The 22,717-nt window shown below is 58.1% G+C and carries 19 protein-coding genes; 18 read left to right on the top strand and 1 reads right to left on the bottom strand.

Annotated features, from left to right (window positions below):
* The first annotated feature begins 3 nt into the window (after positions 1-3).
* The 12 genes from ACN0XM_RS06190 to lpxC all read left to right on the top strand — a co-directional run bounded on the left by ACN0XM_RS06190 (position 4) and on the right by lpxC (position 14,476).
* Positions 4-1,488 carry a UDP-N-acetylmuramoyl-L-alanyl-D-glutamate--2,6-diaminopimelate ligase gene (locus ACN0XM_RS06190; RefSeq protein WP_417566038.1) on the top strand — a complete coding sequence of 495 codons (1,485 nt, stop codon included), beginning with the start codon at positions 4-6 and terminating at the stop codon, positions 1,486-1,488.
* On the top strand, positions 1,485-2,873 hold the full coding sequence (locus tag ACN0XM_RS06185) for a UDP-N-acetylmuramoyl-tripeptide--D-alanyl-D-alanine ligase (RefSeq protein ID WP_417566037.1): 1,389 nt from the start codon (positions 1,485-1,487) through the stop codon (positions 2,871-2,873). The genes ACN0XM_RS06190 and ACN0XM_RS06185 overlap by 4 nt, the downstream gene beginning before the upstream one ends.
* The gene (gene mraY, locus ACN0XM_RS06180) at positions 2,858-3,943 is read left to right on the top strand and encodes a phospho-N-acetylmuramoyl-pentapeptide-transferase (RefSeq protein WP_417566036.1); all 1,086 of its coding nucleotides are present in this window, start codon (positions 2,858-2,860) and stop codon (positions 3,941-3,943) included. The genes ACN0XM_RS06185 and mraY overlap by 16 nt, the downstream gene beginning before the upstream one ends.
* A gap of 15 nt (positions 3,944-3,958) precedes the next feature.
* The gene (murD, locus tag ACN0XM_RS06175) at positions 3,959-5,299 is read left to right on the top strand and encodes a UDP-N-acetylmuramoyl-L-alanine--D-glutamate ligase (protein WP_417566035.1); all 1,341 of its coding nucleotides are present in this window, start codon (positions 3,959-3,961) and stop codon (positions 5,297-5,299) included.
* Positions 5,299-6,498 (top strand): putative lipid II flippase FtsW, encoded by a 1,200-nt coding sequence (gene ftsW, locus ACN0XM_RS06170; protein WP_417566034.1) that lies wholly within the window; start codon positions 5,299-5,301, stop codon positions 6,496-6,498. Before murD ends, ftsW begins: the two co-directional genes overlap by 1 nt.
* The gene (gene murG, locus ACN0XM_RS06165) at positions 6,491-7,576 is read left to right on the top strand and encodes an undecaprenyldiphospho-muramoylpentapeptide beta-N-acetylglucosaminyltransferase (protein ID WP_417566033.1); all 1,086 of its coding nucleotides are present in this window, start codon (positions 6,491-6,493) and stop codon (positions 7,574-7,576) included. Before ftsW ends, murG begins: the two co-directional genes overlap by 8 nt.
* Complete coding sequence (murC, locus tag ACN0XM_RS06160) at positions 7,569-9,014, top strand: UDP-N-acetylmuramate--L-alanine ligase (RefSeq protein ID WP_417566032.1); 1,446 nt, start codon at positions 7,569-7,571, stop codon at positions 9,012-9,014. The genes murG and murC overlap by 8 nt, the downstream gene beginning before the upstream one ends.
* A 1-nt stretch (position 9,015) precedes the next feature.
* Positions 9,016-9,987, top strand: a complete 972-nt coding sequence (locus tag ACN0XM_RS06155; RefSeq protein ID WP_417566075.1) for a D-alanine--D-alanine ligase — start codon at positions 9,016-9,018, stop codon at positions 9,985-9,987.
* Positions 9,980-10,819 (top strand): cell division protein FtsQ/DivIB, encoded by an 840-nt coding sequence (locus ACN0XM_RS06150; RefSeq protein WP_417566031.1) that lies wholly within the window; start codon positions 9,980-9,982, stop codon positions 10,817-10,819. Before ACN0XM_RS06155 ends, ACN0XM_RS06150 begins: the two co-directional genes overlap by 8 nt.
* A gap of 36 nt (positions 10,820-10,855) precedes the next feature.
* Positions 10,856-12,091 carry a cell division protein FtsA gene (gene ftsA / locus ACN0XM_RS06145; RefSeq protein WP_417566030.1) on the top strand — a complete coding sequence of 412 codons (1,236 nt, stop codon included), beginning with the start codon at positions 10,856-10,858 and terminating at the stop codon, positions 12,089-12,091.
* A 98-nt stretch (positions 12,092-12,189) separates the two neighbouring features.
* Positions 12,190-13,347: a cell division protein FtsZ gene (gene ftsZ / locus ACN0XM_RS06140; protein WP_417566029.1), complete on the top strand. Its 1,158-nt coding sequence runs from the start codon at positions 12,190-12,192 to the stop codon at positions 13,345-13,347.
* A 211-nt stretch (positions 13,348-13,558) separates the two neighbouring features.
* Entirely contained in the window at positions 13,559-14,476 is a 918-nt protein-coding gene (gene lpxC, locus ACN0XM_RS06135) for a UDP-3-O-acyl-N-acetylglucosamine deacetylase (protein WP_099619445.1), read from the top strand.
* 11 nt (positions 14,477-14,487) lie between these two features.
* On the opposite strand, the gene ACN0XM_RS06130 is transcribed toward lpxC, so the two are convergent.
* Positions 14,488-14,934: a DciA family protein gene (locus tag ACN0XM_RS06130; protein ID WP_417566028.1), complete on the bottom strand. Its 447-nt coding sequence runs from the start codon at positions 14,932-14,934 to the stop codon at positions 14,488-14,490.
* Between the two features lie 216 nt (positions 14,935-15,150).
* Between ACN0XM_RS06130 and ACN0XM_RS06125 the strand changes: the two genes are divergently transcribed.
* The 6 genes from ACN0XM_RS06125 to ribA all read left to right on the top strand — a co-directional run bounded on the left by ACN0XM_RS06125 (position 15,151) and on the right by ribA (position 22,664).
* Positions 15,151-16,104: a M23 family metallopeptidase gene (locus ACN0XM_RS06125; protein ID WP_417566027.1), complete on the top strand. Its 954-nt coding sequence runs from the start codon at positions 15,151-15,153 to the stop codon at positions 16,102-16,104.
* A gap of 184 nt (positions 16,105-16,288) precedes the next feature.
* Complete coding sequence (gene secA, locus ACN0XM_RS06120) at positions 16,289-19,027, top strand: preprotein translocase subunit SecA (protein WP_417566026.1); 2,739 nt, start codon at positions 16,289-16,291, stop codon at positions 19,025-19,027.
* A gap of 126 nt (positions 19,028-19,153) precedes the next feature.
* Positions 19,154-20,371, top strand: coding sequence for a bifunctional glutamate N-acetyltransferase/amino-acid acetyltransferase ArgJ (argJ, locus tag ACN0XM_RS06115; RefSeq protein WP_417566025.1), 1,218 nt, complete (start codon positions 19,154-19,156; stop codon positions 20,369-20,371).
* A 2-nt stretch (positions 20,372-20,373) separates the two neighbouring features.
* On the top strand, positions 20,374-21,345 hold the full coding sequence (locus ACN0XM_RS06110; RefSeq protein ID WP_417566024.1) for a Nudix family hydrolase: 972 nt from the start codon (positions 20,374-20,376) through the stop codon (positions 21,343-21,345).
* Positions 21,346-21,432: 87 nt separating this feature from the next.
* Positions 21,433-21,915 carry a cyclic pyranopterin monophosphate synthase MoaC gene (gene moaC / locus ACN0XM_RS06105; protein WP_417566023.1) on the top strand — a complete coding sequence of 161 codons (483 nt, stop codon included), beginning with the start codon at positions 21,433-21,435 and terminating at the stop codon, positions 21,913-21,915.
* Positions 21,916-22,025: 110 nt separating this feature from the next.
* Positions 22,026-22,664 (top strand): GTP cyclohydrolase II, encoded by a 639-nt coding sequence (ribA, locus tag ACN0XM_RS06100; protein ID WP_417566022.1) that lies wholly within the window; start codon positions 22,026-22,028, stop codon positions 22,662-22,664.
* Positions 22,665-22,717 lie beyond the last annotated feature (53 nt).

The following is a 22,717-nucleotide window of genomic DNA, read 5'->3' as shown; positions in this document are numbered from 1 at the left end:
TCTATGTGCATCACATCTCTCAGCACTTTATTACAAGGAATCGTGGTGGTTCCGTCAGTATTCGACGTGACTATCCACGGCCTGAAGACCGACAGCCGGGAGGTGGCCTCCGGCGACGCGTTTATTGCCTTGTCGGGAGCCAGCACGCCGGCTGATTTTTATGTCGACGCGGCAATTAAAGAAGGGGCTACCGTTATCCTTCTGGAGTCTTATCAGGCCGCCGAATGTTCGGAACGACTTGGCGCTCTGGTGGTCCCGGTGGTCGGTCTTCGTGGTTTGGTCGGGAAGATTGCAGACCGGTTTTTCGAACATCCTTCGCAACGCCTGCGTCTGATTGGTGTCACCGGAACCAACGGCAAGACGTCCGTTTGCCAGTACGTTGCCCAGCTTCTCAAAGAGACGGGAACCCCCTGCGGTATCCTCGGCACTCTCGGTTATGGTATGCCCGGTGCACTGTATCCGGCGACTCACACCACGCCGGACGCGGTTCAGGTGAACCGGGTTCTGGCGCGGATCCTGAAGCAGGGCGGTCGTGCGGCTGTGATGGAAGTTTCATCTCATGCCCTGGATCAAGGACGAATCGATAACCTCACCATGACTGGCGCCGTATTTACCAACCTGACCCGGGATCATCTGGATTACCACGGATCTATGGAGGCCTACGGCGAGGCGAAGGCCCGTCTGTTTGAGCGTGAAGAGTTGCACTTCTCCGTTATCAACTTTGACGACCCTTTCGGCAGGCAGCTGTTTGACCAGTTGGCCGGCAAGTGTGACCGCGTCCGCTACAGCCTGCATGAAGCCCAAACGGAGCTCTGGTTGCGCGAATTCCGGCCAACCGATGAGGGCTTTGAGGCGGAAGTCGATGGTGAGTGGGGGCGGTTTGTCATTGCCGTCCCCCTGATGGGCAGTTTCAATGCCAGTAATGTGCTGGCGGCCATGGCCACTATCTTGACCCTGGGTGTTCCGGTTGAACGGGCACAGCAGGCCGTTGCTCGCCTGACACCTCCGCCGGGAAGGCTGGAGAGGTTTGGTGGCTCCAGTGGTGTCAGGGTGGTGGTGGACTACGCCCACACACCGGACGCCCTTGCAAATGCCCTGGCAGCGCTGCGCCCCCATGTTGCCGGAGACCTGATTTGCGTGTTCGGATGCGGCGGCGACCGTGACGCTGGCAAGCGTCCGGAAATGGCACGGGAGGCTGAAAAGCTGGCGAACCGCATCGTTGTGACTGATGACAATCCGCGCAGCGAAGATCCCGTTGCGATTGCCCGTGACATTGTTGCAGGGTTTAGCGGCCCGGCGAAGGTTACGGTCATTCATGACCGGGCTGAGGCAATCCAGACGGCTATCCGCACCGCAGCTCCGGATGACCTGGTGCTTATCGCCGGAAAAGGCCATGAGGCCTATCAGGAAATCGCCGGCCAGAAGTTCCCCTTCAGCGATGCCGAGCATGTTCGCAATATCTTGAAACTGAATGGGGGTGTGGCATGATGCGCGCCTTTTCGCTGGCTGAGGCCCAAAGCTGGCTGGGTGCCGAGTGCGTGTCTGACGCCCTGGCATCAGTTATGTTTGCCGGCGTCTCAACCGATACCCGCACCCTTGAGCAGGGGCAGCTGTTCGTTGCGCTTCGGGGCGAGAATTTTGACGGCCATCGTTTTTTGCAGCAGGCCCGCGAGCTAGGTGCCGTTGGTCTGGTTGTCGATGTGCCGGACAGCGAGGTGTCATTACCCCAGCTCATCGTGGGGGACACGCTCATGGCCCTGGCTCAGTTAGCGGCCGGGAATCGCGCAGAAAGTGAAGCGAGGATTCTCGCCATCACCGGCAGCAGTGGCAAGACGACCGTCAAAGAAATGTGTTCTGCCATTCTGTCGCAGATGGGGCCGACGCTGTCCACCCGTGGCAATCTGAACAACCACATCGGTGTGCCGCTTACGCTTTTTGGTCTTTCGCCGGAGCACCGTTATGGCGTGATTGAGCTGGGCGCCAGTGGACTGGGCGAAATCGCCCACACCGTTGCATTGGCGAAGCCCGAAGTTGCCATTCTGACCAACGCGGGTCAGGCGCATTTGGAAGGCTTTGGCAGCTACGAAAATATTGTGCTGGCCAAAGGAGAAATCATCGATGGTGTTGCTGCCGATGGTCTGGTGGTGCTGAACCGGGATGATCCGGCCTTTAGCCAATGGCAGCAACGTGCCGGCAGTCGTCGTGTTGCCGGTGTCAGCCGGCTGGATTCGTCAGCGGATTACCACGCAGTGATCGAGAGTCATGGCGCCGGCACCAAAAGCATTCAGGTGCAAGGCCCGGACAACTGGTGCTGCCGGGTTTCGCTGGCGCTTGAGGGCGATCACAACATCACTAATATGTTGCTGGCCATTGCTGCAACCCGGGAGCTGGGCGCCAACGACCGGGCCATTATGAACGGGTTGAAGCAGGTTGCGCCGGTCCAGGGTCGGCTACAGGTGTTGAATCTGTCGCCGGAACTGACGCTGATTGATGACAGCTACAACGCCAACCCGGCTTCGATGAAAGCGGCTTTGTGTGTTTTGGGTCAGCGGGCGGGGCAGACGATCGCAGTCCTGGGCGCGATGGCAGAGCTTGGCCCAGAGGCTCGGGCGCTACACCAGAACGTGGGAGAGTGCGCCAGGGAGTATGGCATTGACCGAATGATCACCGTGGGGCCTGGCTGCGAGGGATATGCGGATGGGTTTGGTGAGGATACAGAGTCCTGCCTGACCCATGATCAGGCAGTGGAATCTGTTGTCAGGGCAAATAACTTACCGTTGACAGTATTGGTCAAGGGTTCTCGCAGTTCCGCCATGGATCGCGTGGTGGAGGGAATTAAAGAAAAGGTGAATAACTCATGCTGCTCTGGCTGACAGAGGTTCTCTCACAACATTTTTCGGCACTGACGGTGTTTCAGTATCTGACCCTGCGCGGAATTCTGGGAACACTCACCGCCCTGCTCATTTCACTGGTCATCGGCCCAGTTATGATTCGCAAGCTGAGTCAGTACCAGATTGGCCAGGCCGTGCGGGACGACGGCCCGCAAACACACCTCAGCAAGGCCGGCACACCTACCATGGGTGGTGCACTGATTCTGGTAGCCATCGGTATCAGCACCCTGCTTTGGGCAGACCTGGGCAACCGTTATGTCTGGGTCACCATTCTCGTGACGCTGCTGTTTGGCGCCATTGGCTGGGTCGACGACTATCGCAAAGTGGTTGAGCGAAACCCGCGCGGCCTGCCGGCTCGCTGGAAGTACTTCTGGCAGTCAGTGATCGGTGCCACGGCTGCGATTGTGCTTTATTTCAGTTCTGCCTTGCCCCAGGAAACCTCTCTGTATGTGCCCTTCGTCAAGCAGGTTTCTCTGACCCTCGGGCCGGTGCTCTTTATCCTGCTGAGCTACTTCGTCATTGTCGGCAGCAGCAATGCTGTCAACCTTACCGATGGCCTGGATGGCCTTGCTATCATGCCCACGGTTATGGTGGCCGGTGCCCTTGGCATTTTTGCGTATCTGTCTGGCCATGCCCAGTTCGCCAATTACCTTCTGATTCCGCACCTGCCCGGAACCGGTGAACTCATAGTGTTCTGTGGTGCCCTGGTGGGTGCTGGTCTGGGTTTCCTGTGGTTTAACACCTACCCGGCCCAGGTCTTCATGGGCGATGTTGGTGCGCTCGCCCTCGGTGCGGCTCTCGGCGTGGTTGCGGTTATTGTCCGGCAGGAAATCGTGCTCTTCATTATGGGGGGGGTTTTCGTGATGGAAACGATCTCGGTGATCCTGCAGGTCGCCTCGTTCCGGCTGACCGGGCGCAGGATCTTCCGCATGGCGCCCCTGCACCATCACTTTGAATTGAAAGGCTGGCCTGAACCCCGGGTGATTGTCCGGTTCTGGGTTATCACGGTCGTTCTGGTACTGATTGGCATTGCCAGTCTGAAACTGAGATAGGAACACGCTGCTGCTATGAGTGTCATTGTTTCGGATCGTCGCACACTGGTTGTAGGGCTCGGTAAAACCGGGCTCTCATGCGTGCGCTATCTATCTGAGCAAGGACGGGACATAGCGGTTGCAGACACGCGCACAGCGCCTCCCGGTCTGGATCAGCTCCGAGCAGGCTGGCCGGATATTCCGGTGCACCTGGGGCCTTTTGATCGCGACCTGTTTGCAGGTTTCAACGAATTGGTGGTGAGCCCGGGCATCAGTATTGCGGAGCCAGCGATTGCCGGTGCCGCCAAGCAGGGCGCACGGATTCGAGGCGACATTGATCTGTTCGCCGAGGCGGCGGATGCGCCGATTGTCGCGATCACCGGCTCCAACGGCAAAACCACGGTTACCACCCTGCTGGGTGAAATGGCCAGAGCGGCGGACCGTAATGTGGCCGTGGGGGGCAATATCGGTACTCCGGCCCTGGACCTGCTAGGCCAGGGCGCAGACCTCTATGTTCTCGAGTTGTCCAGTTTCCAGCTGGAGACCACGGAAGAGCTCAATGCCCTCGCAGCCACCGTGCTGAACGTCAGTGATGACCACATGGATCGTTACCCGAACAAAATGGCCTACTTCCAGGCCAAACAGCGGATCTTCCGGGGCTGCAGGAATGCTGTCGTCAATCTGGATGACGCCCTGAGCACCCCGATGGCGCGGGATACCCTGAGGTTCCTCTGTTTTGGATTTCACAGGGTGAATCCGGAAACGTTCAGTACCCGGGATGACGATGAGGGCACCTGGATTACTTTCGGTTTCGACAACCTGATCCTCGCCAGTGAACTCAAACTGCTGGGCCGCCACAACATCAGCAATGTCATGGCGGCCCTGGCATTGGGGCACGCTGCTGGCCTGCCGATGGATGTGATGCTGAAGGTGGCCCGGGAGTTTCCGGGATTGCCGCACCGGTGCGAGTTTGTTCGCCGGTTTAACGACGTGGAGTTCATTAATGACTCCAAAGGCACCAATGTCGGAGCAACCGTGGCAGCCATAGAGAGCCTCGCCCGGGAGAATGGCAAGGTTGTGCTGATTGCCGGCGGTGATGGCAAAGGCGCCGATTTCACCGCGCTTGAGGCACCCATTGTCCTGCATTGCCGGGCGGTGGTGCTGATCGGTCGCGATGCTCCTGCCATTGCCGAGGTTCTTGGGAGTGGTGTTCCGGTTTATCGGTCCACGAGCCTGGCGGACGCGGTCTCCAGGTCCTCGGAACTGGCACGCCCCGGGGATCGGGTGTTGCTGTCCCCGGCCTGTGCCAGCTTTGATATGTTCCGAGATTATCAGGATCGCGGTGATCAGTTCCGTTCACTGGTGGAGGGCCTGTGATGTACACAGATCTCTCGTTGCCGAACCGGAGCCAGTGGCTTGGAGAAATCCAGCCGCTGGCCATGCTGGTGATCAGTTCTGTGGCTCTAATGGTTGTAGGGGTAGTGATGATTTCGTCAGCATCCATGGATATGGCCGCTGAAACTATGGGTAACAGCTATCACTATGTGATTCGCCAACTTTTGTTTGCCGGCCTTGGTTGTTTTGCGGCACTGGTGGCCGTCAATGTGCCCATGGCCTGGTGGGAACGCAGTGGCTGGTTGCTGTTGGGTATCGGTCTGCTGGTACTCATTCTGGTTCTTACGCCGCTCGGACGAACCGTGAACGGCTCGACCCGATGGATTCCATTTGGCCTGTTCAATGTTCAGGTATCGGAAGTGGCCAAGCTATGCCTGATCGCGTATCTGGCCAGCTATGTTGTTCGCCGTCGTGAGGAGTTGCTTAATACCTGGGCCGGCTTCCTGAAACCCCTGGTGGTTCTCGGCCTTGCGTCGATTTTGCTGGTCATCCAGCCAGACTTTGGTGCCACGGTGGTCCTGGTCACGGCTGCGGCGGGCATGATCTTCCTGAGCGGTGTGCGACTGAGTCGGTTTGTGCCGTTGATCGGCACGCTGGTGGTGCTTGGAGCAATTCTCATCATCACCCAGCCGTACCGTCTGAAGCGGGTCGTAAGCTATCTCGATCCCTGGAAAGACCAGTTTGATAGCGGCTACCAGCTGACCCAGTCGCTAATTGCCTTTGGTCGTGGAGACTGGGGTGGTGTCGGTCTTGGCAACTCTATCCAGAAGCTGTTTTACCTGCCAGAAGCTCATACTGATTTTATCTTCGCGATTATTGCCGAGGAGTTCGGACTTCTGGGTTCGTTGCTGGTGCTGGTTCTGTTCACACTGCTGGTGGTCACTGGCTTCGTCATCGCGCGCCGGGCGGAGAAAGCGGACATGCCCTTCGCCGCCTGCTTTGCCTACGGACTGACTTTGCTGATCGGCCTGCAGGCGGCTATCAACATGGCGGTCAGTACCGGGCTGCTGCCAACCAAGGGACTGACCCTCCCGCTGGTCAGCTATGGCGGCTCCAGCCTGATGATCACCTGCATCAGCATCGGTATTCTGGCCCGGGTTGAGATGGAACGCCTTGACCAGGAGAAGCTGGCCCGTGAGAAGACCGGCCCAAAAAAGCGCGGAGGGGCGGTTTATGACTGACCAACGTCGCTTTCTGATGATGGCTGGTGGTACCGGTGGGCATGTTTTCCCGGCCCTGGCCACGGCACGTGCCCTTGAAGCCCGAGGCCATCAGGTGTATTGGCTCGGCTCCCGCAGCGGCATGGAGCAAAGGCTGATCGGTGAGACCGATATTCCGCTTTCGCTGATTCATATCTCCGGTTTACGGGGCAAGGGCAAGCTGTCGCTGGTGCTCGCACCGTTTCGCCTGATGAGGGCCCTCGGCGAGGCGTTCACCATCCTGCGCCAGATTCGTCCGGATTGTGTGGTTGGCATGGGTGGTTTTGTCACAGGCCCCGGTGGTGTGGCTGCCTGGCTGACCCGGACCCCTTTGGTGATACACGAACAGAACGCCATCGCGGGAATGACAAACCGGATTCTGGTGAGGTTTGCAGCAACCGTGCTTGAGGCCTTTCCAGGAAGCTTTGGCCCGAAAGTGGTTACCCGGTGCACCGGCAACCCGGTGCGGGATGACCTAGCGACATTGCCGGCCCCAGAGCAGCGGCTGGCGGGCCGGAAAGGCCCTCTCAGGTTACTGGTGATTGGCGGCAGTCTCGGCGCCCAGGTGTTCAACCAACAGTTGCCCGAGGCACTGGCCTTGCTGCCAGAGGCACAACGGCCGGTGGTTCGCCACCAGTGCGGTGAGCGCCATGTTGATGCTGCCAGGGAGGCCTATGAAGAGCATGGAGTTGAGGCGAGCGTCGAACCATTTATCAAGGATATGGCAGATGCTTACCAATGGGCCGACCTGGTTTTGTGCCGCTCCGGCGCACTGACTATCTCGGAGCTCTGTGCCGCCGGCATCGGCGCTGTGTTGGTGCCGTTTCCCCATGCAGTGGACGATCACCAGACCAAAAACGGTGAGCAAATGGTGGCCGCGAAGGCGGCTATCATGATCCCGCAATCAAAGATGACCCCGGCCGTACTGGCAGAAACCCTGGGTGATTTATCCCGGGACCGCAGCCGGGTAACCGATATGGCGAAGGCCGCTCGAACACTGGCCCGCCCTGATGCAACGGAGAGAGTCGTGAATTACTGTCTGGAGGCCGCTAATGGCTGATGCAACCAATCCGCCCCTGGTCTATCAGGTGCCTGAAATGCGCCGGATTCGCCACATCCATTTTGTGGGAATTGGTGGTGCCGGTATGAGTGGCATTGCCGAGGTGCTCAAAAACCAGGGGTATGACGTCTCCGGTTCGGATCTGAAAGAGGGCACGGTCACCGATCGCCTGAAAGGCATGGGTGTCGAGGTTCAGATCGGGCATCGGGACGAAAACAGTGCCAGCGCAGATGTCGTGGTGGTTTCGTCTGCCGTCGCTTCTGACAATCCGGAAGTCACCGCCGCCCGCAAGCGGCGCGTTCCCATTGTGCCCAGGGCCGAAATGCTGGCCGAGATCATGCGTTACCGACACGGGATCGCTGTCGCCGGTACACATGGCAAAACCACCACCACCAGTCTGATTGCATCGATTTTGGGTGAGGCCGGACTGGACCCGACGTTTGTGATCGGCGGTAAGCTGAACAGTGCAGGCACTAATGCCCAGCTCGGTGGGTCCCGCTATCTGGTGGCGGAGGCTGATGAAAGCGATGCCTCCTTCCTGCATCTGACCCCGGTCATTTCGGTGGTTACCAACATCGAAGCGGACCACATGGACACCTATGGTGGCGATGTTGAAAAACTAAAACAGACGTTCATCGATTTCCTTCATAACCTACCGTTTTATGGCGTGGCGGTTATGTGTGTAGACGACGCTTTTGTCCAGGAAATCATTCCCCGGATATCAAGGGCGATCATTACTTACGGTATCGACAATCCGGAGGCGGATTACCGGGCAGAGAACATCACCTCCGATGGCTTGCGCACCCATTTCGTGGTGAAGCGTCCGGCCGGTCGGAGTGATCTGACGGTAGAGCTGAAAATGCCAGGTCGTCACAATGTCGCCAACGCGCTGGCGGCGATTGCCGTGGCAACCGATGAGGGCGTCGCTGATGAGGCCATTTGTCGTGGTCTGGCCGGATTTGCCGGTGTCGGGCGCCGATTCCAGGTGTACGGCGACTACAAGACGCCAAAAGGCACGGTCACCCTAGTGGATGACTATGGCCATCACCCCACCGAGGTTGAGGCGGTTATTCGTGCCGCCCACGATGCCTGGCCGGATCGCCGTCTGGTGATGCTGTATCAGCCTCACCGATTCAGCCGGACCAGGGACCTTTACGAAGACTTCGTCCGTGTGTTGTCGGAAGTGGATGGTTTGCTTCTGATGGATGTCTATTCAGCCGGCGAACCTGCGATCCCGGGGGCCGATGGTCGGGCTCTTTGCCGGAGTATTCGCCAGAGAGGCCGCGTAGAGCCGGTGTTCGTTGAGGATAACCGGGAAATCGAGTCCCTGCTGGCGAATGTGCTGCAGGATGGTGACCTGCTGATAACCCAGGGCGCCGGTGATATTGGTGGAGTGGCCGCACGGTTGGCGGCCACAGGAGTAATCGCAGGTGAGTGAGATGCATCATCCGGAACCGCAGGCCTACCAGGCAGACCCAGAACTCGTCCGGGCTTTCGGAAGAGTTGCGGTCTTTATGGGCGGTGATTCCGCCGAACGGGACGTGTCCCTGAAAAGTGGCAAGGCAGTTCTGGCCGCACTGGTGTCAGCCGGCGTTGATGCCTATGCCGTCGATGTTCAGGGCTGTCTGCTGAGAACCGTGGATTGCCCGGACTTTGACCGCGTATTCATTGCTTTGCATGGCCGTGGCGGCGAGGACGGTACGCTTCAGGCCATTCTGTCCCAGGCCGGTATTCCGTACACCGGTAGCGAAATGCTGGCCTCGGCACTGGCCATGGACAAGCTGAGAACCAAGTATGTGTTCGAGGGCTGCGGTCTGCCGACTCCGAAATTCCGGACCATGTCCGATGTCGCCCAAGCCGACCAGATCATTGCCGAATTGCAGGCCCCATTGAGCGTGAAGCCTTCAAGGGAAGGTTCGAGTATTGGTATCCGCAAGGTTCACACTGCCGCAGAGCTGGTCGACGCCTATGAAGCCGCTGCTGCGCTGGACAATCTTGTTCTGGTTGAAGAATGGATCGAAGGGCCGGAGTTCACCGTGAGCCTGTTGCAGGATCGGGCCCTTCCGGCCATTGGCCTGAGCGCGAGCACCGAACACGTGTTTTACGATTACGACGCCAAGTATCTGGCGGACGATACCCGCTACCAGATTCCCTGTGGGCTGGCGCCGGAGGATGAAGTGCGTCTGCAGCACCTGGCGCTCGATGCCTTTCGTGTTGTCGGTTGCAGGACCTGGGGCCGGGTCGACATCATGCAGGACAGCGATGGGAGCTTCTGGCTGTTGGAAGTCAACACAGTGCCGGGAATGACCGATCACAGCCTAGTGCCGATGGCTGCGAGGGCAGCGGGTATCAGCTTCGAGGAGCTGGTGGTAAGGATTCTGAGCGACACACTGGAGCTCGCTGATGCTTGAGACAGTGCTGATCCGGAGCCGGGCGACACCGTCCGAGCCCCCGCGGCGCCGTGGGGCAACTACCCTCGGGCCTGATCGGGACCGGTTTGGCGTACTGAGGGGTGTTCTGGCAGCAGTGCCATGGCTTCAGGTTGGTATGGGTGCGGTGATTGTTCTGCTTGCGGCTCTGGTGCCCTGGGGGACCGGCAAGGTCCTAGGCGCCATGGATCAGCAGATTCTGGCGGTGGATGTAAAAGGGGATTTTGTCGGCGACAGCCGGGTGGCAATCGAACGCGCAGCGGGAAACTGGATCGGCAAGAGCTATTTCGCCACGGATCTGTCGGACATCAAGGCCAGCCTGGAGCGCCGGCCCTGGGTTGAGTCCGCTGCCGTGCAGCGGGTCTGGCCGGATCGCCTGGTGATTGATATCCGCGAGAAGAAGCCGTTGGCCTACTGGAACGACGGGCGCCTGGTAAGTCGGACCGGTGAGCTGTTTGCGCCATCCAATCCGGAAGTGGCGGGAAAATTGCCCAGACTGGCCGGGCCAGATGAGCGAGTACGTGATGTCATCGACATGGCACGGAACATGAGCGAAAAGCTGGTTGCCCGGGAGCTGGGTTTTGCCGGTCTGTCCCTGGAACATCGGGGGGCCTGGACCCTGCAGCTGGCCAATGGCATCGAAGTGGTGCTTGGACGGGATCAGGTGAAACAGCGATTTGAACGGTTTATTACGGTTTATGAAAACCGGCTGGCGGCACGGTCGGACGAAGTCAGCCGGGTGGATGCCCGCTACACCAATGGTGTGGCGGTCAAGTGGAAGGCTGCTGTGGCAGCTTCCGGCCCGAAATCATAGCAACGGTTAATTCAGACCTACGGTTTGGTGAGATAAATGTCATCGGTTGAAACGGAAAACATGATTGTCGGCCTCGACATCGGAACTTCGAAAGTGGTTGCGATAGTCGGCAAGCGCAAGATGGACGGCACCATCGAAGTAGTGGGCATTGGCTCGCACCCTTCCAGGGGCCTCAAACGCGGGGTGGTGGTGAACATTGAAACCACTGTCCAGGCGATTCAGCGCGCCGTGGAAGAGGCAGAGCTGATGGCAGGCTGTCGCATTCACTCGGTATATGCGGGTATTGCTGGCAGCCACATCAAGAGCCTGAACTCCCACGGGATTGTTGCCATCCGTGACAGGGAAGTCACCCAGGCCGATATCGACCGGGTGATTGACGCCGCCCAGGCGGTTGCGATACCGGCAGATCAGAAAATTCTGCACATCCTGCCACAGGAGTTCGTGATCGATAGCCAGGAAGGCATCAAGGAGCCGATGGGCATGTCCGGTGTGCGGCTGGAGGCCAAGGTTCATTTGGTGACCTGTGCGGTCAACGCCGCCCAGAACATCGAGAAATGCGTAAGGCGCTGCGGCCTTGAGGTGGATGACATCATCCTTGAGCAGTTGGCATCCAGTCACGCCATTCTCACCGAGGACGAAAAGGAACTGGGGGTCTGTGTCGTGGACATCGGTGGCGGCACCACGGACATTGCGGTATTCACCGGGGGCGCAATTCGTCATACCGCCGTCATTCCCATCGCGGGAGACCAGGTTACCAACGACATTGCCATGGCCCTCCGCACGCCAACCCAGAATGCCGAGGAAATCAAGATCAAGTACGCCTGCGCGCTGACCCAGCTTGCAGGCGCCGATGAAACCATCAAGGTGCCCAGTGTCGGGGATCGCGCTCCGCGGGACCTGTCGCGACAGGCACTGGCCGAGGTTGTGGAGCCCCGTTACGAGGAGCTCTTCACCCTGGTGCAGTCAGAATTGCGTCGATCCGGGTTCGAGGACTTGATTCCGGCGGGCATCGTGATTACCGGCGGTTCTTCCACCATGGAAGGAGTGGTGGAGCTGGCCGAAGAGATCTTCCATATGCCGGTGAGGCTGGCCTGTCCGCAGGCAGTCTCCGGCATGACGGAGGTGGTCAATAATCCGATCTACGCCACTGGCGTTGGGTTGTTGATTCATGGTTTCCGCCAGATGGATCTGGGGCGGGCACCGGTGCTCAAGGGTGAAGATGCACCCTCGCTGTTTGAGCGCATGAAAGCCTGGTTTACCGGTCATTTCTGACGGGACCGGGTGGTTAGTACACGAAGGTATCTCGAAAACACAATCTCGAACAAACAGCCCGGAACAAGGGCTGAAAACAGCACGAAGGAGTAGGGGAAATGTTTGAACTCGTCGATAATGTCCAGCAAAACGCTGTCATTAAAGTCGTCGGTGTAGGCGGCGGTGGCGGCAATGCCGTTCGCCATATGCTTAACAGCGACATCGAAGGTGTGGAATTCATCTGCGCCAACACAGATGCCCAGGCGCTGACCGATATGGATGCGCGTCAGATCATTCAGCTCGGTGGCAATATCACCAAGGGGCTGGGTGCCGGCGCCAATCCGGAAGTCGGTCGTCAGTCCGCCCTGGAAGATCGGGATCGCATTGCCGAAGCCATCAAGGGCGCGGACATGGTCTTCATCACCGCGGGCATGGGTGGCGGTACCGGCACCGGCGCCGCGCCGATTGTGGCAGAAGTGGCCCGCGAACTTGGCATCCTGACCGTTGCCGTAGTTACCAAACCGTTCCTGTTCGAAGGTGGCAAGCGCATGAGCGTTGCTGAATCCGGACTGAAGGAGCTTGAGGAAAGCGTCGACTCTCTGATCACCATCCCCAACGAAAAGCTGTTGGCGGTAATGGGCAAGAAAACCAGCCTTCTTGATGCGTTTGCTGCGGCAAACGATGTGCTGCTGGGCGCTGTTCAGGGTATCGCGGATCTGATTACCCGCAACGGCATGATCAACGTTGACTTTGCCGACGTAAAGACGGTCATGTCCGAAATGGGTATGGCGATGATGGGTACCGCTCGGGCAACCGGCGAAAACCGCGCACGGGAAGCGGCCGAAGCTGCCATCCGCAGCCCGCTGCTGGAAGATATCAACCTGCAGGGCGCCAAGGGTATCCTGGTCAACATCACTGCCGGCATGGACCTGAACCTGGGCGAATTCTCCGAGGTTGGCGACATTGTGCGTGAGTTTGCGTCTGATTCGGCGACCGTCGTTGTTGGCACCGTTATTGATCCGGAAATGACGGACGAACTGAAAGTGACCGTTGTTGCGACCGGACTTGGCGGCGACCGCGAGAAACCAACCAAGGTTGTGGACAACACCCGCACCCTGGATGGGAAAACCGATTACAACCAGCTGGACCGCCCCGCTGTTCTGCGCCGTCGGGCCGTTTCCCGTGGAAATGTGGCTATCGACCAGAGCAAGGAGAGCGAGGAGCAGGGAGTCGATTATCTCGATATTCCCGCATTCCTTCGTCGGCAGGCTGACTGATAATTTGTTGTAAGTGTGATCTGGTTCCGGGCTGCGTACGAAAAACGGAACCTTGAAGCCGTTAAGTACGTGCGCTGAATGCCTTGGTCTGGCGGCAGATGAAGGTTTGGCAAAGGCTGCGTGGTTAAATGGTATTCAGTCTTATTTTCTGGTATTCTCCGGGCAGAATTTTGCCTAGAATATCGCCTTTTTGTGACGGAATTATGTACCGATGATCAAACAACGGACACTTAAAAACACCATCCGTGCCACCGGTGTTGGCTTGCACTCGGGTGAGAAAGTATACCTGACCCTTAAGCCTGCCCCGGTGGATTCGGGCATTATCTTCCGCCGTTCTGATCTGGACCCGATGGTCGAGATCCGTGCCTGTGCGGAAAATGTGGGTGAGACCATGCTGTCCACGACGCTGGTAAAAGACGGTGTCCGTGTGGCGACTGTCGAGCATCTGCTCTCCGCCATGGCTGGTCTCGGCATTGATAACTGCTTTGTGGAGCTCAGTGCTGCAGAAGTACCTATCATGGACGGCTCTGCCGGCCCCTTCGTGTTTCTGCTGCAATCTGCCGGCATTGCCGAGCAGGAGGCTGCCAAGCGCTTCATTCGCATCAAGCGTGAAGTGACCATTGAAGAAGGCGACAAGAAGGCTACTTTCCTGCCTTTCGAAGGCTTCAAGGTAAGCTTCGGGATTGATTTCGATCATCCGGTCTTCAAGGGTCGAGCCCAGACTGCCACGGTCGATTTTTCAAGCACGTCCTTCGTCAAGGAGGTCAGCCGAGCACGGACCTTTGGCTTCATGCGCGACATCGAGAAACTGCGTGCCATGAACCTGGCACTCGGCGGGAGCGTGGATAATGCCATTGTGGTTGACGACTACAAGATCCTGAACGAAGACGGTCTTCGTTATGACGACGAGTTCGTCAAGCACAAGGTTCTGGACGCCATTGGTGACCTGTATCTGCTGGGCAACAGCCTGATCGGTGAGTTCCGCGGCGTAAAGTCCGGTCACGATCTGAACAACAAGCTGCTGCGTAAGCTTCGAGCTGAGGAAGACGCTTGGGAAGTGGTTACGTTCGACGACGAAGCCACGGCGCCGATTTCCTACATGAAGCCCGCTTTGGCAGCCCAGGCTTAAAGCAGGACGCTTTAATCCCTGACGTGGCTTGCGAGTTTTTCGAGAACCTCGCGTAGTGCTTTATCCTTCGTGTGCCCGGCCTCCTCTTTGAGGAGCCGGGCATTTTCTTTACTTAAAGGCGCCTTTTTAAACGCAGGCTTCTCCTGGAATCTGGCCGGCGCGACTTTAACCTTCAGCTTCCAGACAAATCGGAACAGTTCATTTTCCCGGAGCTTTTCCATGATTTCGTGCTGGCGGAAGCGAATCTGGCTAGCCTTGCCGGCGGCCTCTGCCGAAAGAACCAGCTCACCTTCCTTGCAGCTCACAAAGCGTGTCCCCTTGACCAGGTCCCCGGGAAGGGCGGCTAGAACCAGCTCCTCGGCCTGACGGTGAAGTTCGGCCCGTGCCACCAGATCTTTCAGGACCGGTGTCTTGCCGAGCTTGTCAAAGGTCATTTTTTGCTCGCTTTTTCGTTTCATGGGCGCGTTTTTACTCGACGGCTCTGATTACGATTGGTTACACTTCGGCACGGTTTGTGCGTAGTGCCTGTATTACACTCGTTTTACATTGTGGTAAATGAGTATGTCTACCGGGCGCTGCAATTTTTTCAGTATGTAGCTGTTGCCAAAGGATGGCAGACCCACTCGGAAATTTCTCCGGGGCGCAACGCTACAGGATGCGTTTGCGGCTCAATAATGAAACCAGAAGATGATATGAACATTATTCTTGTTGGCAAACACCATGGAAAATCCCGTGTGTTGGCGATCAACAGTTCCCTTGCCGTCGGGCTGTTCTTTTTAGTGTTTTTGATGCTGGCAGCCGCCGGTTGGGGAGGCTATCAGGTGGCTGTCGAACAGGCAGAGGCCCGGGAGCCTACCAATTCGGAGCTGGTGGCCGAGTGGCAACGTAAGCTTTCCAGGCAGAAGGCAGAGCTCGCCGGAATTGAGGAAAATGTCCAACAACAAGTAGATGCGCTGACTCTGCGCCTTGGGGAGATTCAGGGGCGCCTGTTGCGGCTGGATGCCTTGGGCCAGCGTTTTGTCGAATCCGGCCTTGTTGCCAGTGACGAATTCAATTTCGATCAGCCTGCGGCGGTTGGTGGACCGGAAGGTGCACTGTCCGGCGACTCTTTCTCCGCTCCGGAACTCACCCGTATGATCGAGGAAATGGAGCACAAGATTGAGGACCGTGAACAGCAGTTGCGGTTGCTTGATCAACTTGCGTCAAGCCAGAGGTTAGAAGATGAGCTTTACCTTGAGGGGCGTCCGATTACCTGGGGCTGGCTGTCCTCCCGCTACGGTTATCGTTCCGACCCGTTCACCGGTAAGCGCACGTGGCATGCTGGGGTCGACCTTGCTGGCAAGGATGGTAGCGACATTATTTCGGTTGCCGGTGGCGTGGTGACATACGCTGGAGAGCGTTACGGCTATGGCAATCTGGTTGAAATTGATCACGGCGACGGGCTTGTGTCCCGTTATGCTCACTGCAAGGTCGTGAAGGTTCAGGTGGGTGATGTCGTCCAGAAGGGCCAGGTGGTGGCTTTGATGGGTAGCACAGGACGGTCGACGGGCCCGCATGTGCATTTCGAGGTAATCCGCAACGGCAAGTCCGAAAACCCGGAAACCTATATCAAGCGCGCGAGTCGTTGATCCTGCCCTGGCTCGCCTGTACCTTCCAGTTTCGTTTCGCCGTTCAGCGGTAAGTCAGGTTATTTCCCGGAATCCGGTGCTTTGCCATGGCGTAATCGTGCCAGTGTGAGCCCTGCCTTTTGTCCTGTTACAAAATAAGGTTAGAATGCCGGCTTCCTCCGTTTAATCAAAGAAGCAGTGGTCTATGTTCACAAAGCTTGCAACCAAGATGTTCGGCAGTAAAAACGCCAGAGAAATCAAGAGAATGCGCAAAACTGTCTTGCGCATTAATGAGCTTGAAGAGCTCTATGGCAACCTGTCTGACTCCGAGTTGCAAGGCAAGACATTGGAGTTCCGCCGGCGGATCGACGAAGGTGAGTCCCTGGATGCTCTGTTGCCGGAAGCTTTTGCGACGGTGCGGGAGGCGGGTCGCCGGGTAATGGGTATGCGTCATTACGACGTTCAGCTGATTGGTGCGATTACCCTGCACGAAGGCCGGATCGCGGAAATGAAAACCGGTGAAGGCAAGACCCTGGTCGCGACGGCGTCGGTCTATCTTAATGCGCTGTCCGGCAAGGGTGTTCATGTCGTTACCGTGAATGATTACCTGGCCCGTCGTGATGCCGACTGGATGGGCAAGATCTATCGCTTCCTGGGCATGCAGGTAGGGGTAGTGGCTTCCGGCCAACCGCCTGAAGAGAAGCGGGCCGCCTATCAGGCAGACGTAACCTACGGTACGAATAACGAATTCGGTTTCGACTATCTGCGCGACAATATGGCGTTCAGCACCGAAGACAAGGTCCAAAGGGGGCTGAACTACGCCATCGTGGACGAAGTGGATTCGATCCTTATCGATGAGGCCCGAACCCCGCTGATCATTTCCGGTGCCACCGAGGACAGCTCGAGACTTTACCTGGCGGTCAATGAACTGGTTCCCAGTCTCGAAGAGGGGGAAGAGAGCGAGGAAGGTGAGCCCAGTGGCGATTTCACGATTGATGAAAAGTCCCGCCAGGTTGAGCTTACCGAAGCCGGTCACGAGAAAGTCGAAGAGTTGTTACTGAGCCGCGGGCTGCTGAAGGAGGGTGAGAGCCTTTATTCCGCTGCCAACCTTAGCCTGCTGCATCACGTTCACTCGGCGCTGCGTGCCCACCACCTGTTCCAGAAAGATGTGGATTATATTGTCCAGGGTGACCAGGTGGTCATAGTGGACGAGCATACCGGTCGCACCATGCCGGGCCGCCGCTGGAGTGAAGGCCTGCATCAGGCGGTTGAGGCAAAAGAAGGAGTCAGGATCCAGGCCGAGAGCCAGACTCTGGCCTCTACCACCTTCCAGAACTATTTCCGGCTTTACGACAAACTGGCGGGCATGACAGGTACTGCGGATACCGAAGCGTTCGAGTTCCGCCAGATTTACGGTCTCGATGTGGTCGTCATTCCGCCCAACAAGCCGATTCAGCGGATCGATTACAACGACCTGGTGTATCTCACTCAGGAAGAGAAGTTTCACGCGATTATCGACGAGATCAAGGATGTCACCGCCGAGGGTCGCCCGATTCTGGTGGGCACGGCGTCCATCGAGGCGTCTGAGCTGCTGTCAATGCTGCTCAAGAAGTCGCGGATCGAGCACAAGATCCTGAACGCCAAGCAGCACGAATCCGAAGCTCATATCATTGCCCAGGCGGGCCGTCCGGGCGCCGTTACCATTGCCACCAACATGGCCGGTCGTGGTACGGACATTGTGCTGGGTGGTAACTGGGAGCACGAAGTGGCTGCCATGGAAAACCCTTCGGAAGAAGAGGTTGCCCGGATCAAGGCGGAGTGGACGGAACGTCATAATCAGGTTCTTGAAGCCGGTGGCCTGCACATCGTGGGTACCGAGCGTCACGAATCCCGCCGGATTGATAATCAGCTGCGAGGCCGTGCCGGTCGTCAGGGCGATCCAGGTTCTTCCAGGTTCTTCCTGTCGCTGGAAGACAACCTCATGCGTATCTTCGCGCCTGACCGGGTCAAGAGCCTGATGCAGGCCATGGGTATGAAAAAGGGTGAGGCCATTGAGCATCGAATGGTCACCAACGCCATCGAGAAGTCCCAGCGCAAGGTGGAAGGCCGCAACTTCGATATGCGGAAAACGCTGCTCGAATACGATGATGTTGCGAACGACCAGCGTACGGTCATCTACGAACAGCGTAACGAAGTCATGTCTTCCGAGGACATCTCGGATATGGTCAAGACCATCCGGGAAGACGTTGTCGACTCGCTGATCAGCGAATACATTCCGCACCAGAGCATGCCGGAACAATGGGATGTTGCGGGGCTGGAATCCCAGCTTCAATCGGAGATGGCTATCGATCTGCCGATCCAGCAGTGGCTGGAAGAAGACAGCAAACTGTATGAAGAGAACCTGCGTCAGAAAATTCTCGACGAGATCGTCGCTGCGTATGAGGCCAAGGAGGAGATTGCCGGCTCCGAGTCCATGCGCAAGTTCGAGAAGCAGGTCTTCCTGCAGGTGCTCGATACCCTGTGGAAAGAGCATCTGTCCAATATGGACCACCTGCGTCGCGGTATCCACTTGCGGGGTTATGCCCAGAAGAACCCCAAGCAGGAATACAAGCGTGAGGCGTTCAACCTGTTTGAAACCATGCTCGATACCATGAAGCGGGATGTGACCCGCGTGCTCTGTCACGTGCGCGTTCAGAGCCGGGAAGAAATGGAAGAAGTCGAGCGCCGTCGCAAACAGGAGCTGGAGCAGGAATTGGCCCGCGCCCGCCTGCGCCATGATGAAACCAGTGCCACCGCCCAGAGCCAGAGTGAGGGCGACGCGGAAGGTGCCCGGCCGTCGACGCCCGACACCTTTGTGCGACAGGAGCGCAAGGTAGGCCGAAATGAGCCCTGTCCCTGCGGGTCCGGCAAGAAATATAAGCAATGCTGTGGCAAGGTCAGCTGATCCAGTTAGCTGAGCAGTAATCCGGAACCCGCAATCGGCCAGCAAGAACTGGCGGGCTGCGGGTTTTTTCGTTTTGAGTAGGCCGTACGGTCTCTCGTGCAGGTTTGAAGACAGAGGAGCGACAGAATGGCGGTAGGTCCGGGAACCTTACCTGAGTTTTATCCGGTGGCCGGAGTCCGGCTTGGTATTGCCAGTGCCGGTATCAAGAAGCCGGGACGAAAGGATGTGGTTGTATTTGAACTGGCCCCGGGAAGCCGGGTCGCCGGGATCTTTACCAAGAACCAGTTTTGTGCCGCACCGGTCACGCTGAGCCGAAGACACCTTGCCGAGGCGTCGCCCCGGTACCTGCTGATCAATACCGGTAATGCCAATGCCGGAACCGGCGAGCGAGGCCTGCAGGATGCGGCCGCTTGTTGCCAGGCACTGGCAGCACAGGCTGGCGTCAGTGAGGCTGAGGTCCTGCCTTTTTCCACGGGTGTTATTGGCGAGCCGCTGCCGGTTCAGAAGATTGTTGGCGCGCTTCCCGAGGCTCTTGCGAGTACAGCCGAAGGCCGCTGGGCCGAAGCCGCCAGTGGCATTATGACGACAGACACCCGGCCAAAGGGTGCGTCCTGTCAGGTGGATCTGGATGGCCACATGGCAACCATCTCCGGCATCAGCAAGGGCGCCGGCATGATTCGCCCCAATATGGCGACGATGCTTGGCTTTATTGCCACCGATGCCCGAATTGCACCGGAGCTTTTGCAGACGCTCGCCTCAGACTTGGGTGAGAAGTCGTTCAATCGAATTACCATCGATGGCGACACCTCGACCAATGACGCCTGCATGCTGATCGCCAGTGGCCAATATGGTGGCCCGGAAATTACCGAATCAAGCCCATCGCTGGCGACGCTCAGGGAGGCCCTTCGGAAGGTGTATCTGGAGCTGGCCCATGCCATCGTCCGTGACGGCGAAGGTGCTACCAAGTTCGTCACCATTGACGTCAGTGGCGCAGCCAGTCAGCGCGAAGCGCTGGATGTCGCGTATACCGTTGCCCATTCCCCGTTGGTGAAAACCGCTCTGTTTGCCTCAGACCCAAACTGGGGACGAATTTTGGCGGCGGTGGGGCGCGCTGGCGTTGAAGGGCTCGATCTCAATGCCCTGGAAATCTACCTGGGGGATGTCTGTCTGGTACGCAATGGCGGCCGGGCAGAGGATTACTCGGAAGCCCGGGGCCAGGCAGTGATGAACCGGGAAGAGATCACCATTGCCATTGATCTCAAGCGGGGTGACGTACGGGAAACCGTCTGGACCTGCGACTTCTCCCACGATTACGTGACAATTAACGCCGAGTACCGTACCTGAGGATGACGTCAGATCAACCCCTGGTGAAAGAGATCCATGTCGCCGTGGCGGTTATAATCCGTGACGGCCAGGTGCTCATTGCCCGGCGGCCAGACCATCTCCACCAGGGCGGCTTGCTTGAGTTCCCTGGTGGCAAGGTGGAGCCGGGTGAAAGTGTTCAGGCGGCGCTGGTGCGTGAGATCGCTGAGGAGACCGGCCTGAAGGTCCCTGAAGCGTCCCTGGTGCCACTCATCGGTATCCGCCATGACTATGGCGACAAGCGGGTATTCCTCGATGTGTGGGCGACCAGAGCCGCCGAAGGCGAACCTGAGGGCTGTGAAGGTCAGCCGGTGAAATGGCTTAGTCCTGACCGGCTGCGGGATCAGGATTTTCCAGTTGCCAACCGGCCTATTATCCGGGCATTGCGGTTGCCCGGACAGCTGGCGGTTACCGGAACGGCAGCCAGTGCTGATGAAACCATCGAACGTCTCAGGTCTGGACTGGCTGATGCCCCGCAGTCACTGGTGGTGCTCCGTGCGCCGGCCCTTTCCGGGCCGGATTATCGTCAGCTTGTGGCAGCGGCGATGCCGGTATGCGAAGCGGCAGGTGCAGGTTTGATCGTGCATGGCTCCCCCGAAGTCTTTCACAGCACGTCTGGGGCCTGTGGTCTGCATCTGCCCTGGCGCGAAGCGGCCAAACTGAAGGAGAGGCCGATTCCGGCGGATGCGTGGCTAGGTGTTTCCTGCCATGACGCCGCGGAGATTGACCATGCCGTTTCCATTGGCGCGGACTACGTGACTCTCGGACCTGTCAAACCAACCCGAAGTCATCCCGGTGAGCCGGTCATGGGGTGGGAAGCGTTCGGTACCCTGGTGTCTGGGGCACCGGTTCCCGTCTTTGGCCTTGGAGGGCTCACCCTTGCGGATCTACCTGAGGCCCGGAAACGGGGCGGGCAGGGGGTCGCCGGTATCAGCTTCTGGTGGTCGGAAAACTGACGGCTATCAGGGGCCTCTGTGCCCATCTCTGTTATGCTGATGATTCTGCATTTTCGTTATCTGGTATAACCAATTCCCGGAGATTCTGTGAGCAAACTGACCCATCTTGATGACAAGGGCGAAGCCCGTATGGTCGATGTGACTGACAAGGCCACCACCGAACGTGAAGCCCGCGCCGAAGCAACCATTCAAATGGCGCCGGCGACGCTGGCCATGATTGTCGATGGTGAGCACCCCAAGGGCGATGTCCTGGCCGTCGCCCGTGTTGCAGGGATCATGGCAGCGAAGAAAACTCACGACCTGATTCCCCTGTGTCACGCCCTCAATCTTACCTCGGTCAAGGTAGAGCTGACCCCTGGTAAAGATGGTGCTTCGGTCCACATTGTTACCCGCTGCAAGCTGTCTGGCCAGACCGGTGTCGAGATGGAAGCGCTGACCGCCGCAAGCGTTGCTGCATTGACCCTGTACGACATGTGCAAGGCCGTCGACCGGGGCATGGAAATCGGTTCTGTCCGCCTGCTGGAGAAGAAAGGTGGCCGGAGTGGTCACTGGGTGGCCGACAAGTCCTGATCTGCCCGGTCGTGGTGCTCGTAAGTGTTCGGTACTGAGCACATACCGGAGGAGCTACAGTGTCGAGACTACGCCAAGCAGGCGGGCCCGTGATAGAATGCGCGGCCCCAATGACTGAACCACGAGGAACCACTGTGGCTGTTCGTTACATCCAGACCTGCCGGTTGCCGACCCCGTTCGGGGTGTTTGACATGCATGGCTTCGAAGAACCGGACACCGGAAAGGAGCATGTTGCCCTGACTCTGGGCGATCTGGACAGTGACGAACCCATGCTTGCCCGCACTCACTCCGAGTGTCTTACCGGTGATGCGCTCTACAGCATGCGTTGCGATTGTGGCTACCAGCTTGAGGAAGCCCTGCGCAGCATTGCCCGTGAAGGTCGCGGCATCCTGATGTATCTGCGCCAGGAGGGCCGGGGTATCGGGCTTCTGAACAAGATTCGCGCCTATCACCTGCAGGATCAGGGGGCCGACACGGTAGAAGCCAATGAGCGTTTGGGGTTTGCCGCCGACCTGCGTGACTACAGCATGTGCAAGGACATGCTGGAGCATTTGGGCATCAAGAGCCTGCGACTGATGACCAACAATCCGAGAAAGGTGAAGGCCCTCTCGTCTTACGGCATCGAGATTGTCGAACGGATGCCTCTTCACGTTGGCCGTAACCCTCACAACGAGCATTACCTCAATACCAAGCAGAGCAAGCTTGGGCACTGGTTTGAAACGCACCAGGACGACGACCCAGAGGTGTGAACTGAAACGAAAAAGCCCGCGACAGTCGCGGGCTTTTTCGTTTCAGGAGCCAG

Source organism: Marinobacter sp. (genome assembly GCF_048269445.1).
Taxonomy (GTDB): Bacteria; Pseudomonadota; Gammaproteobacteria; order Pseudomonadales; family Oleiphilaceae; genus Marinobacter.
The sequence above is the reverse complement of the archived record's forward strand: the minus strand, read 5'-3'. Positions and strand labels throughout refer to the sequence as shown.

What these genes read in the sequence shown, in the direction of transcription:
- lpxC (WP_099619445.1), top strand. Translation starts at nt 13,559, where the DNA reads ATGATCAAACAACGGACACTTAAAAACACCATCCGTGCCACCGGTGTT.
- ribA (WP_417566022.1), top strand. Translation starts at nt 22,026, where the DNA reads ATGACTGAACCACGAGGAACCACTGTGGCTGTTCGTTACATCCAGACC.
- murG (WP_417566033.1), top strand. Translation starts at nt 6,491, where the DNA reads ATGACTGACCAACGTCGCTTTCTGATGATGGCTGGTGGTACCGGTGGG.
- argJ (WP_417566025.1), top strand. Translation starts at nt 19,154, where the DNA reads ATGGCGGTAGGTCCGGGAACCTTACCTGAGTTTTATCCGGTGGCCGGA.
- ACN0XM_RS06110 (WP_417566024.1), top strand. Translation starts at nt 20,374, where the DNA reads ATGACGTCAGATCAACCCCTGGTGAAAGAGATCCATGTCGCCGTGGCG.
- ftsW (WP_417566034.1), top strand. Translation starts at nt 5,299, where the DNA reads ATGTACACAGATCTCTCGTTGCCGAACCGGAGCCAGTGGCTTGGAGAA.
- ACN0XM_RS06125 (WP_417566027.1), top strand. Translation starts at nt 15,151, where the DNA reads ATGAAACCAGAAGATGATATGAACATTATTCTTGTTGGCAAACACCAT.
- ftsZ (WP_417566029.1), top strand. Translation starts at nt 12,190, where the DNA reads ATGTTTGAACTCGTCGATAATGTCCAGCAAAACGCTGTCATTAAAGTC.
- ACN0XM_RS06150 (WP_417566031.1), top strand. Translation starts at nt 9,980, where the DNA reads ATGCTTGAGACAGTGCTGATCCGGAGCCGGGCGACACCGTCCGAGCCC.
- ACN0XM_RS06155 (WP_417566075.1), top strand. Translation starts at nt 9,016, where the DNA reads ATGCATCATCCGGAACCGCAGGCCTACCAGGCAGACCCAGAACTCGTC.
- mraY (WP_417566036.1), top strand. Translation starts at nt 2,858, where the DNA reads ATGCTGCTCTGGCTGACAGAGGTTCTCTCACAACATTTTTCGGCACTG.
- murC (WP_417566032.1), top strand. Translation starts at nt 7,569, where the DNA reads ATGGCTGATGCAACCAATCCGCCCCTGGTCTATCAGGTGCCTGAAATG.
- secA (WP_417566026.1), top strand. Translation starts at nt 16,289, where the DNA reads ATGTTCACAAAGCTTGCAACCAAGATGTTCGGCAGTAAAAACGCCAGA.
- ftsA (WP_417566030.1), top strand. Translation starts at nt 10,856, where the DNA reads ATGTCATCGGTTGAAACGGAAAACATGATTGTCGGCCTCGACATCGGA.
- ACN0XM_RS06190 (WP_417566038.1), top strand. Translation starts at nt 4, where the DNA reads ATGTGCATCACATCTCTCAGCACTTTATTACAAGGAATCGTGGTGGTT.
- ACN0XM_RS06185 (WP_417566037.1), top strand. Translation starts at nt 1,485, where the DNA reads ATGATGCGCGCCTTTTCGCTGGCTGAGGCCCAAAGCTGGCTGGGTGCC.
- murD (WP_417566035.1), top strand. Translation starts at nt 3,959, where the DNA reads ATGAGTGTCATTGTTTCGGATCGTCGCACACTGGTTGTAGGGCTCGGT.
- ACN0XM_RS06130 (WP_417566028.1), bottom strand. Translation starts at nt 14,934, where the DNA reads ATGAAACGAAAAAGCGAGCAAAAAATGACCTTTGACAAGCTCGGCAAG.